The organism is Dietzia sp. Alg238-R159, from assembly GCF_900537145.1.
Classification (GTDB): domain Bacteria; phylum Actinomycetota; class Actinomycetes; order Mycobacteriales; family Mycobacteriaceae; genus Dietzia; species Dietzia kunjamensis.
The window spans coordinates 289,113-306,974 of record NZ_UNRI01000003.1 but is presented as its reverse complement, the minus strand read 5'-3'; the positions used below and the strand labels follow the sequence as shown (position 1 = coordinate 306,974).

Sequence of the window (17,862 nt, the reverse complement as noted above, 5' to 3'; positions counted from 1 at the left end):
ACGTCGTTGCCGAAGAGGCAGCCTAGCGGCAGGGCCCGCGATTCTCCGACTCAGCGTCGTCACATCAATCGACAATCGAATCCCATTAATCACACGTGTCACACTGGACTCACTAATCACATCTCCGTAATCTGAGCCGCGACAACCCGAGCCACTGCCGGTCGACGCGCCGTCGCCCAGCCGTGCATTCCGGAAGGCCATCATGCGTATCACCTCGAAGTTCGCCGCCGTCGCCGCCGCCGCGGCACTGGTGGTCACCGCGACCCCTGCCGGCGCGGCCCCCTCCCCCACACCCGGTAACCCGGCTCCGTCCGCCTCCCGACCCGCCGTCGCACAGCCCCTGCCGGCGTTGGCCGATGCCCTCGGTCCGGAGCTGACCTCACTCGTCGAGGCACTGCGACGTGATCTCGGACTCACTCCCGAGCAGTTCCTCGCCCAGGCCGGCATCGGGGAACGTCTGGCCGAGGCCCGTCCCCGGTGGGAGCAGCAGTTCCGTCAGTCGTTCGGCGGCGTCTGGCTGGACGAGGAGGGCACCGGCCTGGTCGGCGTGGTGGCCGGCGCCGCCGGAGACGAGCTGCGCGACGAGGCCACCCGGTCCGGGTTCACGGTCAAGGATGTGGCGCTGACCACGAGTGAACTCGAGGCGCGCGAGCGTCAGGTCATCAAGATCATCGAGGGCACCCCCGAGGACATGCAGGACCTCGTCACCGACGTCCGCGTCGATCCCACCCGCAACGCGGTCGTCGTCACGACCCGCGGCGGCGAGGCCGCGCAGCTCGGCAACCTCGACGCCCGACTGCGGGACCTCGCCGAGATCGACATGATCGAGGCCCCTGACCCGGCGTTCGACACGGCCCCGTTCGGCAGCGAGGGGGGCACCGGGTCCGACGGCGAGCCGACCGTCGACGGCATCGAGCCGGCCACCACCCGCGCGGACGACCCGGACGGGACCGGCGCGGCGCCCGGTAGCGGCGGCGACTCCGGCTCGCTCGGCAGCCTGGCCCTGCTCAATGACGCCGGCCTCGTCCCCGAGGGCCCCATGCGCACGGTCATCGACCTCCTCGCCGGCCTGACCCCCGGCACCGGGTCGATCATCGACGGGATGATGGCCCAGACCATGGTCGACCCCGGCACCCCCGTGCCCGAGGACCAGCCGCGGGCCATCGAATCGGTCCCCGCTCCGGCGGGGCCCGTCACGGGCGGTACCGGGTACCAGGTGGGCGTCCCGGGAGGAATCCTCGAGTGCTCGACCGGGTTCAACGGTGAACTGGACGGCAAGCCCGTCGTCATCACCGCCGCGCACTGTGCCGGCGCCGACGGCACCCGCGCGGCCCTCGCCGACGGCGAGGAGTTCGGCACCATGACCCGCAGCGAGCGGGAGGGCATCGACACCGCCCTCATCGCGGTCGACGACGACGTGGCGGACCGGTTCCGCACCAACCTGGTGGGAGACGGGCCGGACAGCACCCAGGGGATCATCGGCACCGCGGACCCGGTCGTCGGCCAGAAGGCCTGCAAGACGGGGTTCCGGACCGGCTTCTCCTGCGGCACGATCTCGCAGGTCGGCACGACAATCGACGTGGCGGGCACGCGCACCATCTCGAACGCCTTCACCGTGGACCTGTGCGCCCTGCCCGGCGACAGCGGCGGCGTCGTCTTCTCCGGCGACCGGGCCCTGGGTATCTCGAGCGCGTCCAACGTCGCGGACTCCGTCACCTGCGCCGACGCCGATGCCGTGGCCCGGACGGCCGGGTTCACCCCGCGCCTGTCGGCCGTCCCGATCGCCGACGTCCTCGCCGCACACCCCGGGCTGACGCTCCGGACCAACTGATCCTCCCCTTCCACGCGCGCCCCGCCTGCGAGTGGAGTCTGCTCCGGTAAGGGCAGCCTCAACTCGGCAGACGGGGCCCGCGTGGCTTACCTTTGACCTCGACACAGTCGACGGGCGCCCACAGGGTCCTATGAGTGCTCGTGCGTCGAGAAGTGCGACGAAAGGCCGCGAACCATGTCAGGCGTGACCATCACACTCGGGACGATCGGCGTCCTGCTCAGTCTGTTCTGCTGGGCATCCTTCATAGGCGGCGTCACCCGCATGGTGCGCAGCCTGTTCCTGGGACAGAAGGACGGATTCGACCGGCTGCGGCCGATCCTGCCCCGATTGAAGAACGTCATCGTCGAGGTGGGCGCCCACACCCGGATGGCCCGCAAACGTTCGGTGGGCTTCTTCCACTGGTTCGTCATGGTGGGCTTCCTGCTCGGCTCGATCGTCTGGTTCGAGGCCTACATCCAGACGTTCAACCCCCGCGGCGGCTGGCCCTGGCTGTCCGACCAGGCCTGGTACCACGCCGTCGACGAGTTCCTGGGCCTGGGCACCGTCATCGGCATCACCGTGCTGATCATCATCCGTCAGATCAACCAGCGTCGCGGCCTCAACCGCTTCGTCGGCTCGGACCGCAAGGCCGCCTACTTCGTCGAGACCGTCGTGCTCCTCGAGGGCCTGGGCATGATCTTCGTCAAGGCCGGCAAGCTGTCGCTGCAGGCCGCCGACGGGTACGACTTCCACTGGTCCACGGACTGGGTCACCGGCCCGCTGTCGACGATCCTGCCGGCCAACGAGCTCATGGTCTCGGTCTTCGCGCTGATCAAGCTGCTCACCGGCATGATCTGGCTGTACGTCGTGGGCCGCAACATCACGTGGGGCGTCGCCTGGCACCGCTTCTCCGCGTTCTTCAACATCTACTTCAAGCGCGAGGCCGACGGCCGCACCGCGCTCGGCCCGCTCAAGCCGATGACCATGGACGGCGTCCCGCTGACCATGGAGAAGGTCGAGGAGCTCACCGAGGCCGACGAGGACTTCGAGCCCAAGCTCGGCGCGGGCGCCATCGAGGACTTCTCGTGGAAGGGCTGGCTGGACTTCTCCACCTGCACCGAGTGCGGCCGCTGCCAGGAGCAGTGCCCCGCCTGGAACACCGGCAAGCCGCTGAGCCCCAAGCTCATGATCATGTCCCTGCGCGACCACGGTGCCGCGAAGGCGCCGTACCTGCTCGCCGGTGGGCAGACCACGATGGGCGAGGAGACCGGACTGGTCGACGCCGAGGGCAACCCCGACGAGGCCAAGCTCGCCAAGATCCCGGAGGCGGCCCGCCTCGAGGCCCAGCGCCCCCTCGTCGGTCACACCACCGCGGACCTCTCCGACGACCCGATGGCCGCCGGCATCATCGACCCCGAGGCCCTGTGGTCCTGCACCACGTGTGGCGCCTGCGTCGAGCAGTGCCCGGTGGACATCGAGCACGTCGACCACTTCATCGACATGCGCCGCTACCAGGTCCTCATCGAGTCCGAGTTCCCGACCGAGCTCGCGGGCCTGTTCAAGAACCTCGAGAACAAGGGCAACCCCTGGGGCCAGAACAACTCCGGTCGCGACGAGTGGATGAACTCCCTCGACTTCGAGATCCCCGTGATCGGCAAGGACATCGAGGACTTCGCCGACACCGAGTACCTGTTCTGGGTGGGCTGTGCCGGCGCCTTCGAGGACCGCGCCAAGAAGACCACCCAGGCCGTGGCCTCGCTGCTGCACACCGCCGGTGTGAAGTTCGCGGTGCTGGGCCAGGGCGAGACCTGTACCGGCGACTCGGCCCGCCGCGCGGGCAACGAGTTTCTGTTCCAGATGCTCGCCCAGCAGAACATCGAGGTCATGAACGACGCGTTCGACGGCGTGCCCGCCGCGCAGCGCAAGGTCGTCGTGACGTGTGCCCACTGCCTCAACGCGCTGAAGAACGAGTACGGCGACTTCGGCGGCGACTACCAGGTGGTCCACCACACGCAGCTGCTCAACCGTCTGGTGCGCGAGAAGCGCCTCGTGCCGGTGGCCCCGATCGACGGTGGCGTCACCTACCACGACCCGTGTTACCTCGGCCGCCACAACCAGGTCTACGAGGCCCCGCGTGAGCTCATGGACGGCTCGGGCGTGACCCTCACGGAGATGCCCCGTCACGGGCAGCGGTCCATGTGCTGTGGCGCCGGTGGCGCGCGCATGTGGATGGAGGAGACGGTCGGCAAGCGGATCAACATCGACCGTGTCGACGAGGCCCTGTCGACCAAGGCCACGAAGATCGCCACGGGCTGCCCGTTCTGTCGCGTGATGCTCTCGGACGGGGCCACCGCCCAGACCGACGGCACCGAGCAGGAGGGCCAGGTCGAGGTCGTGGACGTCGCCCAGCTGCTCCTGGAGTCCGTCTCCCGTGACGGCGGCCTGCCCGAGCCTCGCGAGGCCGCGTGGCTGGAGCAGCCCACGCGTGAGAAGACGAAGGCGGAGAAGGAGGCCGAGCAGGCCGAGCGCGACGCCGCCGAGGCGGAGTCCGCCACGGCCGCCGCCCCCGCTGCCCCGGCCGAGGCCGCGCCGGACAACGCCGTCGTCGACGAGGGCGAGGGCGCGGAGGTCGCCGCCGCCGGCACCGGTGGCGCGGCCAGCGCGGCCGAGGCCGGCCCGTCGGCCGCCGATTCGACGGGCGCACCCAAGTCGGGTGGCCTCAAGCTCGGTGGCGGCGGCAAGGCCCCCGGCGGCCCCAAGGCCCCCGGCGCTCCGAAGGCCCCCGGCGCCGCCGGGAGCGGCGAGTCCGCCACCGAGGCCCAGTCCGCGGTGAAGGACGCCGAGCGCACGGAGGAGACCCGCGAGGCCGCGCAGGGTTCCGCTCCGGCCACCACCGGCGCTCCCAAGCCGAGCGCCGGTGCGCCGAAGTCCGGCGGGCTCACCCTGGGTGGCGGGGCCAAGGCGCCCGGCGGGGCCAAGGCTCCGGGCGGCGCGAAGGCCCCGGGCACGGCCAAGGCAGCGGCGTCCGAGCCGTCCGCGGGCGAGTCCGCCGCCGCGCAGACCGAGACCGCCGATGCCGGGTCCGCCACGGACACCGCACCGGCCGCGCCCGCGAAGCCGGCCGTCGGCCTGGGCCTCAAGGGTGGAGCGAAGGCGCCCGGCGCGCCCAAGGCACCCGGTGCTCCGAAGGCACCCGGCGCTCCGAAGGCCGAGCCCGCCGCCCCGGCGACCGAGGCCCCGGCGAAAGCCGAGCCCGCCGACACTGCCGACACCGCCGAGTCCGCGACCGGTTCCGCCGACCAGGCTGAGTCGACGTCGACCGAGTCCACCCAGGCTGAGTCGACGTCGACCGACGCCCCGGCGAAGCCCGCGTCGGGCGGGACGATCCCCCGCTCGAAGAAGTCCGGAGGTTACGGCCTCTCTCTGGGCTGACGCCCACCGGACGCCACCGCGGCCCGTGATCAGGTCTCCTGATCACGGGCCGCGGTCGTTTCATTTCCGTGTTGTCCAGCGTCAGCAGGGGTGGTGAGCTTCTTGAACCTGGTAGACGGGTGTCGGGATACCCTCCATCCGGGCCTTGAGCTGCAGCGCGAGGTACCTCGAGTAGTGGCGGGACTGATGCAGGTTGCCCCCGTGGATCCACAGTTGCTCGACGTTGGTCGGCTTCCACATGTTGCGCAGCTCGCCCTCCCACGGGCCGGGGTCGCGTGTCGTGTCCGACCCGTAGCCCCACACCTTCCCCACCCGGTCGGCGACCTCCTGGGACACCAGGTCCACGAGCCACTGGTTCATCGACCCGTACCCGGTGGCGTACACGATGATGTCCGCCGGAAGCACCCGGCTGCCGTCGAGCTCGACGCCGTCGGGCAGGATGCGTGACACCTGGCCACTCTCGAGCGCGACCTCGCCGTCGATCAACAGCTGACTCGCACCGACGTCGATGTAGTAACCCGACCCGCGCCTGAGGTACTTGAGGAACAGACCGGAACCGTCCTCCCCGAAGTCGAGGTCGAATCCCACCTCGCGCAACTGGTGGTAGAACTCCGCGTCCTTCTCCGCCATCTGCTCGTAGACCGGGATCTGCGCCCCCGGGAGCAGTCGGTAGGGCCATGAGGCGAAGAGCATGTCCGCCTTCTCCGTGGTGACACCGGCGTCGAGAGCCTCTTCCGAGTAGAGGGGGCCCAGCGCGAGGGACATCAGGGATTCACTGCGGGAGATGTGCGTGGATGAGCGCTGCACCATCGTGACGTGCGCACCGTGATCCCACAGAGCCGCGCAGATGTCGTGAGCCGAGTTGTTCGACCCGATCACCACGGCCCGTTTGCCCGCGACGTCGCCCTCGCCCGTGAACTCGGACGAGTGCCACTGCCGGCCGGCGAAGTCCTCCGAGCCCTCGAACCGCGGGATGTTCGGGTACCCCGACACCCCGAGCGCGAACACGAGTTGGGTCGGGCGCAGCACGACCTTCTCGCCGCGGCGGTCGACCTCGACACGCCACGTCCCCGAGTCCTCGTCGAAGTCCGCCTTGAGACACTCCGTCCCGGACCAGTAGTCGAGGTCCATGATGGCGGTGTAGTGCTCGAGCCAGTCACCGACTTTGTCCTTCGCGGGGAACACCGGCCAGTCTTCGGGGAAAGGGATGTACGGCAGGTGGTCGTACCAGACCGGGTCGTGGAGATGGAGCGACTTGTAGCGCTTGCGCCATGAGTCACCCGCGCGTTCGTTCTTCTCGATGACGATGGTGGGTACCCCGAGGCGCTTGAGACGAGCGGCGAGCCCGATACCGCCCTGGCCTCCGCCGATGATGACGGCGTAGGGCTGCTCGGTGTACCCGAGGGTCTCCTGGCGCTCGATCTTCTGCTCGAGCCAGGTCTTCCGGCCCCGGGTGATGACGTGGTCGACACCCTGGTCGCGACTGTGGCGCTTCTTCTCCTCGTGGCCCTTGAGTTCCTGCAGGGTCGTCAGAAGAGTCCAAGCCCGCCCGTCCCTCAGTCGGAGGTGGCCCCACCCGCGGCCCGTGGCCGTCTCGAAACGCACCCACGCCTCCACCACCCCGTCGCTGTCGGTGGCGGGTTCGTCGAGGGCCCACCCGGACGGTTCGACGGCTGCGAGCTGGCGGCTCAGCATGTCGCGGATCTGGTCGCGGCCCTCGAGTGTTCTGAGGTTCCAGGTGAAGGCGACGAAGTCGCGCCAGTACCCGTCGGCGTCGAACAGGTCGGCCGCCCGGCCCGGGTCCCCCGATCGCAGGGCCTCGTCGAAGGCAGCCAACCACCGTTCGACCACTTTGTCCGGCTGAACGCGGTCGACCTCCGGACCCCCGGGGCTGCGGTCTGCCGGTGCCTGCTGAGTCTCGGTCATGTCCACTCCTCCACTTCCTGTAGCTTCTGGGATGACGTAGATCACACTTTCTTCCCTAGGGGGTGGCAATGTCGTTGCACGCGACGTTGCGGTTCTCCGACCCGGGGGCGTTCGCGGCGCAGTCGATCAGGGCGCACGAGTCCGCCCTGGCCGGTGGGCTCCCCCCCGATCTGGACTCACGGCTCCTGCGCGCATGGAGGCGCAGCGGGGAGGCCGGCGTCTCCCCCGACCAGGAACTCCCGGCGAGCGTGCTGTCCGGCGACGAACTCGTGACCGCTCGAGCGGACACCCCGCTGCGTCACATCGCGGACGACGTCGTCTCCTCACTGGCGGACACCTCCGCGGCCGGGCGACACGTGGTCGTCATCTCCGATGTCCGTGGTCGGGTGCTCTGGCGATCGGGCAGTGCGCAGGTGCTCCGTCGGGCGGACTCGATCGCGTTCGCCGAGGGGGCCGACTGGTCCGAGCGGGGTATCGGCGCCAACGGGATCTCGATGGCGCTGGACGCAGGGACGCTCGCGCACGCCACGGCGGGGGAGCACTTCGTGCGCGCCCACCACGGGTGGACGTGTACGGCGAGTCCCATCAGGGCCCCCCACGGACGGGTCCTCGGTGTCCTCGACGTCTCGCATCCCCTCCGGTTCTCGTGCGCCGAGACCGTCTCGCTGGTCCGGTGCGGTGTCCGGCTCGCCGAGACGCTGTTGACCGCCCGGGGCACCGCGACCCCCGCCGTCGCCCCCGGGCCGGATGCCCCCGGCCCGCACGACCCACATCCCGAACCCGACGGGACGCGCTCCCCCGTGACCTCGATCCGTCTTCTCGGGTGGAAGCCGGCGGTGGTCCGTGCCGACGGGACCTCCGTCGCCCTGACCCCGAGGCGGGCAGAACTCCTCGCGCTCCTGGCCTCGCGGGAGGCGTGGTCAGCGCGCGCCCTGTCCGAGGCCCTCTATGACGACGGGTCCGCCACGACCACGGTGAGGGGCGAGGTCCGGAGACTTCGCCAGGCCACCGGTCTGAGCATCGGATCGCAGCCCTACTGTCTGGCGGCGCACGAGCGGCAGTGTGTGGACTACTTGTCCGTCGAGCATCCTGATGACCTCCTGCCGGACTCGGAAATCCCGGCGATCGTCGACCTGCGGTACGGGATCTGACCCCGCACCCCTCCCGGCCGGTCCGTGACAGCGGACACGCGGACCAAGGTGGCACAATCGCAAGGTATGACGCCTGAGACCACGGGACGAACGCTCCACCAGCTGCGCACTCTCGACCAGTCCTCCAAGCTCAAGGACGTCCTCTACGAGATCCGCGGGCCGGTACTGGCCAGGGCCAACCAGCTCGAGGCCGAAGGTCACCGCATCCTCAAGCTGAACATCGGCAACCCCGCGCCGTTCGGGTTCGAGGCGCCGGACGTGATCATGCGGGACATGATCGCCGCGCTCCCCCACGCGCAGGGTTACTCCGAGTCCAAGGGAATCTTGTCGGCCCGGCGGGCGATCTTCACCCGCTACGAGCTCGTCCCGGACTTCCCCCGTCTCAGCGTCGACGACATCTACCTGGGCAACGGCGTCTCCGAGCTCATCACCATGACCATGCAGGCGCTGCTCGACGATGGCGACGAGGTCCTCATCCCGGCACCCGACTACCCGCTGTGGACGGCCATGACGTCGCTAGCGGGCGGCAAGCCCGTCCACTACCTCGCGGACGAGGACGACGACTGGAATCCGTCGTTGGAGGACATCGCCTCCAAGATCACGCCGCGCACCAAGGCAATCGTGGTGATCAACCCCAACAACCCGACCGGGGCGGTCTACTCGCGCGAGGTCCTGCAGGGGATCGTCGACCTCGCCCGCGAGCACAGCCTGCTCATCCTGGCGGACGAGATATACGACCGGATCGTCTACGACGAGGCCGAGCACACCTCCATCGCCACCCTCGCGCACGACCTGCTGGTGCTGACCTTCAACGGGTTGTCCAAGACGTACCGGGTGGCCGGGTACCGGGCCGGCTGGGTGGCCATCACCGGGCCCAAGGCGCATGCGGCCGGGTTCCTCGAGGGGCTCGAACTCCTCGCGTCCACCCGACTGTGCCCGAACGTCCCGGCGCAGCACGCCATCCAGGTGGCTCTCGGCGGCTACCAGTCCATCAACGAGCTCATCGAGCCCGGCGGCCGGCTGCACGAGCAGCGAGGCATCGCGTGGGAGAAGCTCAACACGATCCCGGGCGTGAGCTGCGTCAAGCCCATGGGTGCGCTGTACGCCTTCCCCAAGCTGGACCCGAACGTCCACGAGATCCACGACGATCGGCTGTTCGCCCTCGACCTGCTCGAGCAGGAGCGGATCCTCATCACCCAGGGCACGGGCTTCAACTGGCCGGACCCCGATCACTTCCGGGTGGTCACCCTGCCCGCCTCCCGCGATCTGGGCGTGGCGATCGAGCGGATCGGCAACTTCCTGGCCTCGTACCGGCAGTAGCCCGGGGCCGCGTCGGCCGGTGTCAGGTCGGCCAGTGCCAGGTCGGCCGGGTCAGGTCGACGGGTGTCCTGAGCGCATCGGCGAGACGACCCCCGGCCCGGCGGGGCCGGCCCCCGTGCGGCGGGCGGCGCCCTCCGCCGGCACCCCGCGTCCGAGGGCGCGGTAGGTCCATCCGGCGGCGCGCCAGCGGTCGGCGGGCATGCAGTTGCGCCCGTCCAGCAGGACCCGGCCGCGCGCCACCCCGGTGACCGCGGCCGGGTCCAGCTCGACGAACTCGGGCCACTCGGTGGCCACCAGCACCACGTCGGCGCCCTCACAGGCGGCCAGCGCCGACCCGGCGTACGTCAGCGTGGGAAACAGGGCGCGGGCATTGTCCAGGGCCTGTGGGTCGTACACGACGGTGCTCGCGCCCTTGAGCGAGAGCATGCCCGCCACGTTCAGCGCCGGCGAGTCCCGCACGTCATCGGAGTTCGGCTTGAACGCCGCCCCCAGCACGGCGACGGTCTTGCCGATGACCGTCCCGCCGCACGCCTCGACGGCCAGGTCCACCATCCGCTCGCGTCGGCGCATGTTGATCGAGTCGACCTCCCGCAGGAACGTCATCGCCTCGTCCGCGCCCAGCTCACCGGCGCGGGCCATGAAGGCGCGAATGTCCTTGGGCAGACACCCACCACCGAAGCCCAGGCCGGCATTGAGGAAGCGCCGCCCGATCCGCTTGTCCATGCCGATCGCATCGGCCAACACCGTCACATCGGCGCCGGCGGCCTCACACACCTCCGACACCGCGTTGATGAAGCTGATCTTGGTCGCCAGGAACGCATTCGCGCTGACCTTGACCAACTCTGCCGTAGCCAGGTCGGTGACGATCACCGGGCACGGATCCGACTCCAGGATCGGCGCGTACGCCTCGGACACCAACTCCCGCGCGAGCCCCAGTGCCGACTCACCGCCGGCCAGGCCGATCACGATCCGATCCGGCGTCAGGGTGTCCGCCACGGCGAAGCCCTCGCGGAGGAACTCCGGGTTCCACAGCACCTCGACGCGCACCCCGTCCGGGGCGCGGGAATCGGCGATCTGTTGCAACCGCGCGGCCGTGCCCACCGGCACCGTCGACTTGCCCACCACCGCCGCATCCGCGGACAGCAGGGGCGTCAGCCGCGCCACGACGTCCTCCACGTGCGAGGTGTCGGCAGCGAACTCACCCTTGCGCTGCGGGGTCCCGACCCCGATGAAGTGCAGGTCCGCGAACGCGGCCGCCTCGGCGTAGTCGGTGGTGAACCGCAACCGCCCCGACTCCACGTGCCGCAGCAGGATCTCCGGCAGCCCCGGCTCGTAGAACGGCACCTCGCCCCGGCGCAGCCGCTCGATCTTGGCCTCGTCGACGTCCACCCCCAGCACCTCGTGGCCCAGCTCGGCCATGCAGGCGGCGTGGGTGGCACCGAGGTACCCGGTCCCGAACACGGTCATACGCATGGCGCTGTTCTACCCCGTCGACGCGGCGCGGTGGGAACGGGCTGGTGAACGGAGGGCGAGCAGTGCGCGCCGGATGGCCGCCGCCGTCCGCCGGGTCACCGGAAGTTCAGGTACGCCTTGGAGGCGGTGGGGCCGCGCTGGCCCTGGTACTTCGAGCCCACGGAGGCACTGCCGTACGGGGTCTCGGCGGGACTGGAGAGCCGGAACAGGCACAGCTGGCCGATCTTCATCCCGGGCCACAGCGTGATGGGCAGGTTCGCCACGTTCGACAGCTCGAGGGTGATGTGGCCGTCGAACCCGGGGTCGATGAAGCCGGCGGTGGAGTGCGTGAGCAGCCCGAGTCGACCGAGCGACGACTTGCCCTCGAGCCGGCCGGCCAGGTCGTCGGGCAGGCGGAGTCGCTCGAGGGTGGCCCCCAGGACGAACTCCCCGGGGTGCAGGACGAACGGGTCCCCCTCGGCGGGCTCGACCAGTTCGGTGAGCTCGTCCTGCTGCTGCGCGGGGTCGATGTGGGTGTAGCGCGAGTTGTTGAAGACCCGGAACATCCGGTCGAGCCGGACGTCGATGCTCGACGGCTGGATCAGCGCGGGGTCGAGAGGGTCGATGCCCAGCCGCCCGTCGGCGAGCTCGGTACGGAGGTCACGGTCGGAGAGCAGCACGGTCCTGAGGGTACCGCGCGCCCCCGGCGAGCAACCGGAGCTGGGTCCCCAGCTCGGTGACGTCCGTGCAGGCCTCGGCGAACGGCAGCCGTTCGCGCCGCGCGCGGCCCTCGCGGTCCGTCAGCTCGAGGTCGACGCCGGCGCGGTCGATGCCGATCAGGAGGGGGCGCTCGGCGGGCAGGCACCGGCAGACACGCAGGGCCAGCCGCGGCACCACCTGGCAGCGCGGATCGTTGAGGTGGTCGAGCCAGTGCCCCTCGAGGTCGGTGAAGGGGTCGGGCCCGGAGGTGGCGAGGTCGTCGAGGGCGATGTCGGTGACGCCGGAGTCGTCGGTGAGCAGGATCCGCTCCGTCCGGAGCCGGACGAGCGCCGACTCGGATCCGACCCCGAGCAGGGCCGAGTCGGGCAGGTCTCGCGCGATGCGGGTGGCGGCGTGGCGTTGGGCGCGCGTGTCGATCTGTTCGACCAGTCCGTCGACGACGACGAGGCGGCGACACCGGCCCCGGGCTGCCCCGCCGAGGATCTCGTCGAGCACCTCGAGACGGGCGTGCACTCCCCCGGGCGGGATCGCCGCGGCGTCGGCCGTCGGGATGACGAGGCTGAGGTCGGCCGTTCCGGAAGTCCGGTGCGCGAGCGCGACCGCGGGAGTGGCGTTCACGCGGGAGCCGGCGGTGTTCTCGCGGGACCCGTCGGTGGTCCCGCGGGAGCCGGCGGTGGGAGCGGGGAGACTCAGCGTGGCCCTCGCGCAGCGCCGCAGTGCCGAGCTCGCCCGTTCGGCCGGCTCGGGAACGGGTCCCACCAGTGATCGCATGCCTTCGCCCTCTCGTCATCGCGGTCCCGGCCTTTTCCGTTCCGGCGCCTCAGGGGTAGTGGCGCCGGAACGGAAAACACCGGAGCGGGGACGTGACTACCCGCAGCGAATAACTTAGGTAAGGCTTACCTGTAAAGGCAAGGGCTTTCAGCGAATTCTTGTGAAGTGATTCACCGCGTCAGCGCGGAGAGTTGGGCGAGAACGTCGTCGGAATCGGCGCAGACCTGCGCGAACGGGAGTCTGACGAGGTCGCGGAACCCGCCACCGGTCGATCCGATGCGTAGGTCGACCCCGTACCGGTCGATCGCGACGATCCGCGGATCCGTGCCCGCGATCTGCCGCCCGGCACGCAACGCGAGACGGGAGGCGAGCCCGGTGTCGGCGGCGAGGCGGTGCAGCCAGACCTGCTCGTCGACGCCGATCGGGTCGACCGCTGCGGCGGCGAGGGCCGCCCGGGGAACCACGTGGACGCCGTCCGCGGTGAGGTAGGTGATCTCGAGCGGCTGCAACTCGCTCAGGCGGAGCGACCCGCCCTCCGCGTTCGGGCCCGTCCCGCCCCCGTCGGCGGTGACCAACCTGCGCCGACGCGCCGGGGACGAGGCCGTTACGATCCCGGAGAGGGTGACAACTCCCCGGGCGACAGCGCAGCCGTCGTCGTCGCCCCCGGCAGCGCGCCCCCCACCACCGGCCCCTCCGCGTCCCGCACCACACGACGCGGGTCGGCCGTCGAGAGCGAACGACGGGCGCGGCGCGGAACCCCGGCACCGACCGGTACACACCGTGTCGACGATCTCGACGGTGGCGGTGGCCCCGGCGGCCGCGACCCGGTCGACGTCACCGGCCTCACGCGACATGCCCCCCACGTCGACCACCAGGACGATCACCCCGTCGCCCCGGACGCGCGCCGAGCGCAGCGGCCGCCTGAGCATGCCGGCCTCGATGGTGCCGGCCGCACCGCGGGCGAGCACCGTCCGCACCCGCTCGGCGATCGGCCGCTCCATGGCTTCGTGCACGTCCACCACGCACCTCCTGCAGGGCTGAGCCCGCGGACCGGCCATCCGGTCGCACAAATCGGACTGTCCTCCAGTTCAGCGCATGGCACACCCCTTTCGTTCCCGAACCGACCCTCGAGACCACGTGAGACCTGCCACATCCCGGCGCCCTCCCGACCCGGCGACCCCCTGGAGGGCCTGGCGGATATGCACCGACCCCCGCTGACGTGGTGAAATAGGCGCATGGACGAGATCAGGGACGAGCCCTCGAGGTACTTCTGGCGCTGGACCCAGTGGTCGTGGGTGTGTGTCGGCGTCGCCGTACTCATCGTGCTGATGGGGATCACCGGCGGCGGATCGGTCACGCCGTGGATCATCGGCGCGATCGCGGTGGCGGTGATCGGGGGCGTGGCGTTCGGATTCGTCCCCCGCGCGTCGCTCAACCAGCCCAAGCGACCGATGACCACGGGCGCGAAGCGCAAGTCCGCCCGGAAGTGACCCCACCGCGCCTGCGGCCACCGGGGCTCGTGCTAATCTGAAGCCGCCTCCAGCAGGCACTGCCGATGTAGTTCAATGGTAGAACTTCTGCTTCCCAAGCAGACAGCGCGGGTTCGATTCCCGTCATCGGCTCCGCAAGACGAGAGGCCTTCCCAGATCGGGAGGGCCTCTCGTCATTCAGGAGATCACTCGGTCTTGCCGTTGTCCCCGCCGCGGCGGCGCAGGAGTTGGAATCCGGGGATGCCGGCGACCGCCTCGAGGCACTGTTGCGCCACCTCGAGGATCTGGTGGACCTCGGGCGCGACGGTGTCCAGGGAGGCCAGGACCGGCATGACATCGTTCTCGAGGGTGTCTCCCAGCGCCGGCAGATGGTCGATGAACTGGATGACCGCCTTGATCTCGTCCGGGTCGACCGACTCGAGGACGTCGTCGGCGATCGGCTCGAGCAGCCGGATCGTCTTGTCCGCCCACGCCAGGACCTCGGTCATCCGGGTCGCGACGACTCGGGCGGTTTCCGCATCCAGGTCGGCGTCCACGAGCAGTGCCTCGACGACCGGCCTGACCTGAGCGAAGGTGGAGTCCGCGAAGTCGACGAGCGGGACGACCCGTTCGATGAGCCCGCCAGCGTCGAGGACCAGATCGTCGGCGGTGTCCACCGTCGTCCGGACTCGAGCCACCACGCTCTCGGCGGAATCGATGGTGCCGTCCACGCGCCGCACCACGCCCTCGGCGGAATCGACGGTGCCGTCCACGCGCCGCACCACGCCCTCTGCGGAATCGATGGTGCCGTCCACGCGCCGCACCACGCCCTCGGCGGAATCGACGGTGCCGTCCACGCGCCGCACCACGCCCTCGGCCGAGTCGACGGTCGAGCCCACCCGGCCCACGATCCCCTCGGCGGCGGAGACCGTGTCGGCGACCTCGTCGACGACCCTGTTGGCCCTCGCCACCGTGGTGCGGACACCGTCGACCGTGTCGACGGCGGTGGCAACGATCCCGTCGATCTGGCGCACGGTGCGGCTGACCTCGTCGAGCAGGTCCTGGATCCGGACGACCACGTCCTCCACGTCCGCGAGCAGCACGAGGACGCGGGCGGGCAGCATCAGCAGTTCCCTGGCCATTCTCAACTCCCACTCCACGACACGGAACGCCGTTCCCACCACGGAGGAAGCGGAGGGAACGCGGAGCTGGATGTCTGCCATGCGCTGATTGTGCCTGAACCACCCACACCGGGCAGCCGGACTGCGCACCATGGAGACAGCGACGGTTCCGACCGGTCGGGCCGCGATCTCGAAGGAGCGAGCGATGGACGCACGATGGGTCGCCGATTTCGCCGAGCTACGGCTCGCGGACGCACCGGAGTACGGCGGGAAGTCCGCGAATCTCGGGGAGATGACGGGCGCGGGGTTCCCGGTGCCGCCGGGCTTCTCGGTGGGCCAGTCCGCCTACCTCGCCGCGATGGAGACGGCCGGTGTCCGATCCCTTCTCCACGACGGGCGGGTCCCGGAGGAGGGAATGAGCGAGGCGGAACTGATGTCTCGCGCGGCGGAGTTGAGCAGCACCGTCGCCGGGGTGGAGATGCCGTCCCGACTGCGCGAGGAGGTCGTGGCGCACTACCGGTCGCTGGGGCCGGACGTCCCGGTGGCGGTCCGCAGCTCCGCGCCCGCGGAGGACGCCGGTGACACCTCCTTCGCGGGGATCCACGAGTCCTACACGGACGTCGTCGGCGAGGAGGCCGTGCTCGAGGCGATTCAGGACTGCTGGTGTTCGTTGTGGACGCCGCGCGCCATGACCTACCGGGCCGTGTCGGGGTACGACGACGAACCGTCGATCGCGGTCGTGGTGCAGAAGATGGTCCGTTCCGACACGTCGGGCGTGGCCTTCACCGCCGACCCTCGCACCTCCCAGGTCGACAGGGTGGTGATCGAGGCCGCGTTCGGGCTCGGCGAGGTGGTGGTGGGCGGCAAGGTCGAGCCGGACACCTACGTCGTCTCCAAGTCCGACCTCCGCCTCCTCACCGTGCACGTCGGCCGGAAGGTCGCACGGATCATCGCGGGCCGGACGGCGGACGGGCTCGTCCCCGTCCCGGAGGCCGAGCAGTTGGACCGGGTGCTCGATGACGACCAGGTGCGGCGGGTCGCCCGCCTCGCAGTGATGTCCGAGCAGCACTACGGCGTACCACAGGACACCGAGTTCGCGTTCGAGGACGGTGAGCTGTACATCGTGCAGACCCGCCCGATCACCACGCTGGACGCCGACGCCGGGCGTACGGGCGGTCCCGGGGCTGGGGAGGCAGGCGGGGCTGCCGGGGCCACGGGGGATGAGGTGGAGCCGATCGTCTCCGGCCTCGGCGCCGGGCCCGGCACCGCGATCGGGACCGCACGCGTCCTGACAGAGCTGTCGGACGGAGTGAACCTGGCGGCCGGCGAGATATTGGTCGCCACGATGACCGACCCCGACTGGCTGCCGATCCTCCAGCGCGCCGCCGCGATCGTCACCGACGAGGGGGGCGTGACCTGTCACGCCGCCATCGTGGGGCGCGAACTGGGGCGTCCCGTGATCGTGGGCACGCGGTCGGCGACCGCCGACATCGCCGACGGGCAGACCATCACCGTCGACGGCACCGCCGGCGTCGTCTACCCGGGAGAGGTCCGCGCGGCCACGGCACCGCAGGCTCCCGCCGATGCCGGTGCGGCTCCCGAGGTGCGCACACGCGAGGTCACCGCCACAGCCGTCTACGTCAACCTCGCGACGCCCGACGCAGCGGCGCGGGTCGCGGCGATGGACGTCGACGGCGTCGGCCTGCTGCGGGCGGAGTTCCTCATCACCAGCGCTCTGCAGGGGTTGCACCCGCGCCGGCTCATCGCGGAGGGCAGGACGGAAGAGTACGTGGAGCGGATGGCCTCGGGGATCAGCACCATCGCCGCCGCCTTCGATCCGAGGCCCGTGGTGTACCGCGCCACCGACCTGCGGTCCAACGAGTTCCGGGGGCTGCTCGGAGGGGAGGTGGAGGCCGAGGAGCGCAATCCGATGATCGGCTACCGGGGCTGCTTCCGCTACACCCGGGAACCTGACCTGTTCCGGTTGGAACTGGACGCGCTCGAGCGGGTGCGGCGGCGGCACCGGAACCTGCACCTGCACCTGATGATCCCGTTCGTCCGGACCGGGTGGGAACTGCGTGCCTGTCTGGACATCATCGACGCCCATCCGATCGGTCGGGACACGGGGCTCAAGCGCTGGATAATGGCCGAGGTGCCCTCGGTGGTGCACTGGATCCCCGAGTACGCCGCCATGGGAATAGACGGCGTATCGATCGGTTCCAACGATCTCACCCAGTTGACGTTGGGGGTCGACCGCGACTCGGAGGTGTGTGCGGACCTGTTCGACTCGATGGACCCGGCGGTGCTCGCGTTCATCGACCAGATCATCGACCGCTGCCACGAGTCCGGCCTCACCGTGTCCCTGTGCGGACAGGCGGCGTCGACCGATCCCCGGATGGCCGAGCACCTCGTCCGGAAGGGGGTCACGTCGGTCTCCGTCACGCCGGACTACGCGGAGATGACCCGGCGCACCGTCGCGCGGGCCGAGCGGACCATCCTGCTCGACGCCGCCCGGGCCGCCGCCCGTCCCGGGCGTGACTGACCGCGCGGCGCGCCCTCGCAGGTCCGCGCCGAAATCAGAGTCTTCCCTCACCTTGGACTGTTTGCTGACAACGCACTAGCATCAGTTTTGTTACCGGCGAGTAGGTTCAGGCGTACCAGTGGTTACGTGCACCGACTCCTCGGGCGCG

Annotated in this window: 12 protein-coding genes and 1 tRNA gene; 7 read left to right on the top strand and 6 right to left on the bottom strand. The window is 70.4% G+C overall.

The window, feature by feature from the left end; all coding sequences use genetic code 11:
* Positions 1 to 202: 202 nt before the first annotated feature.
* Together G6R20_RS09880 and G6R20_RS09875 are read left to right on the top strand one after the other, a co-directional pair.
* Positions 203 to 1,831, top strand: a complete 1,629-nt coding sequence (locus G6R20_RS09880) for a S1 family peptidase (protein WP_163376287.1) — start codon at positions 203 to 205, stop codon at positions 1,829 to 1,831.
* 174 nt (positions 1,832 to 2,005) lie between these two features.
* A complete protein-coding gene (locus G6R20_RS09875; RefSeq protein ID WP_163376286.1) occupies positions 2,006 to 5,242 on the top strand; it encodes a (Fe-S)-binding protein in 3,237 nt (1,078 codons plus the stop codon).
* A gap of 81 nt (positions 5,243 to 5,323) precedes the next feature.
* Here the strand turns inward: G6R20_RS09875 and G6R20_RS09870 are convergent, their stop codons facing one another.
* Positions 5,324 to 7,168 (bottom strand): NAD(P)/FAD-dependent oxidoreductase, encoded by a 1,845-nt coding sequence (locus G6R20_RS09870; protein ID WP_163376285.1) that lies wholly within the window; start codon positions 7,166 to 7,168, stop codon positions 5,324 to 5,326.
* Positions 7,169 to 7,236: 68 nt separating this feature from the next.
* On the opposite strand from G6R20_RS09870, the gene G6R20_RS09865 reads away from it, so the two are divergent.
* Both G6R20_RS09865 and G6R20_RS09860 read left to right on the top strand, forming a co-directional pair.
* Entirely contained in the window at positions 7,237 to 8,319 is a 1,083-nt protein-coding gene (locus tag G6R20_RS09865) for a helix-turn-helix domain-containing protein (protein ID WP_163376284.1), read from the top strand.
* A gap of 66 nt (positions 8,320 to 8,385) precedes the next feature.
* On the top strand, positions 8,386 to 9,639 hold the full coding sequence (locus G6R20_RS09860) for a pyridoxal phosphate-dependent aminotransferase (protein WP_163376283.1): 1,254 nt from the start codon (positions 8,386 to 8,388) through the stop codon (positions 9,637 to 9,639).
* A 51-nt stretch (positions 9,640 to 9,690) separates the two neighbouring features.
* Here the strand turns inward: G6R20_RS09860 and G6R20_RS09855 are convergent, their stop codons facing one another.
* The 4 genes from G6R20_RS09855 to G6R20_RS09840 all read right to left on the bottom strand — a co-directional run bounded on the left by G6R20_RS09855 (position 9,691) and on the right by G6R20_RS09840 (position 13,601).
* Positions 9,691 to 11,112, bottom strand: coding sequence for a UDP-glucose/GDP-mannose dehydrogenase family protein (locus G6R20_RS09855; RefSeq protein WP_163376282.1), 1,422 nt, complete (start codon positions 11,110 to 11,112; stop codon positions 9,691 to 9,693).
* 95 nt (positions 11,113 to 11,207) lie between these two features.
* Complete coding sequence (dcd, locus tag G6R20_RS09850) at positions 11,208 to 11,771, bottom strand: dCTP deaminase (RefSeq protein WP_067719486.1); 564 nt, start codon at positions 11,769 to 11,771, stop codon at positions 11,208 to 11,210.
* Entirely contained in the window at positions 11,752 to 12,582 is an 831-nt protein-coding gene (locus G6R20_RS09845) for a hypothetical protein (RefSeq protein WP_163376281.1), read from the bottom strand. The genes dcd and G6R20_RS09845 overlap by 20 nt, the downstream gene beginning before the upstream one ends.
* Before the next feature lie 170 nt (positions 12,583 to 12,752).
* Positions 12,753 to 13,601, bottom strand: a complete 849-nt coding sequence (locus G6R20_RS09840) for a DUF2470 domain-containing protein (protein WP_240341375.1) — start codon at positions 13,599 to 13,601, stop codon at positions 12,753 to 12,755.
* Positions 13,602 to 13,817: 216 nt separating this feature from the next.
* Here G6R20_RS09840 and G6R20_RS09835 point away from each other — a divergent pair, with 216 nt between their 5' ends.
* Positions 13,818 to 14,072 (top strand): hypothetical protein, encoded by a 255-nt coding sequence (locus tag G6R20_RS09835; protein WP_067719492.1) that lies wholly within the window; start codon positions 13,818 to 13,820, stop codon positions 14,070 to 14,072.
* A gap of 61 nt (positions 14,073 to 14,133) precedes the next feature.
* Positions 14,134 to 14,204, top strand: a tRNA-Gly gene (locus G6R20_RS09830).
* Positions 14,205 to 14,257: 53 nt separating this feature from the next.
* Here G6R20_RS09830 and G6R20_RS09825 read toward each other — a convergent pair.
* Positions 14,258 to 15,274 (bottom strand): methyl-accepting chemotaxis protein, encoded by a 1,017-nt coding sequence (locus tag G6R20_RS09825; protein WP_163376280.1) that lies wholly within the window; start codon positions 15,272 to 15,274, stop codon positions 14,258 to 14,260.
* Positions 15,275 to 15,377: 103 nt separating this feature from the next.
* On the opposite strand from G6R20_RS09825, the gene ppsA reads away from it, so the two are divergent.
* Positions 15,378 to 17,714, top strand: a complete 2,337-nt coding sequence (gene ppsA, locus G6R20_RS09820; RefSeq protein WP_163376279.1) for a phosphoenolpyruvate synthase — start codon at positions 15,378 to 15,380, stop codon at positions 17,712 to 17,714.
* The last annotated feature ends 148 nt before the right edge of the window (positions 17,715 to 17,862 follow it).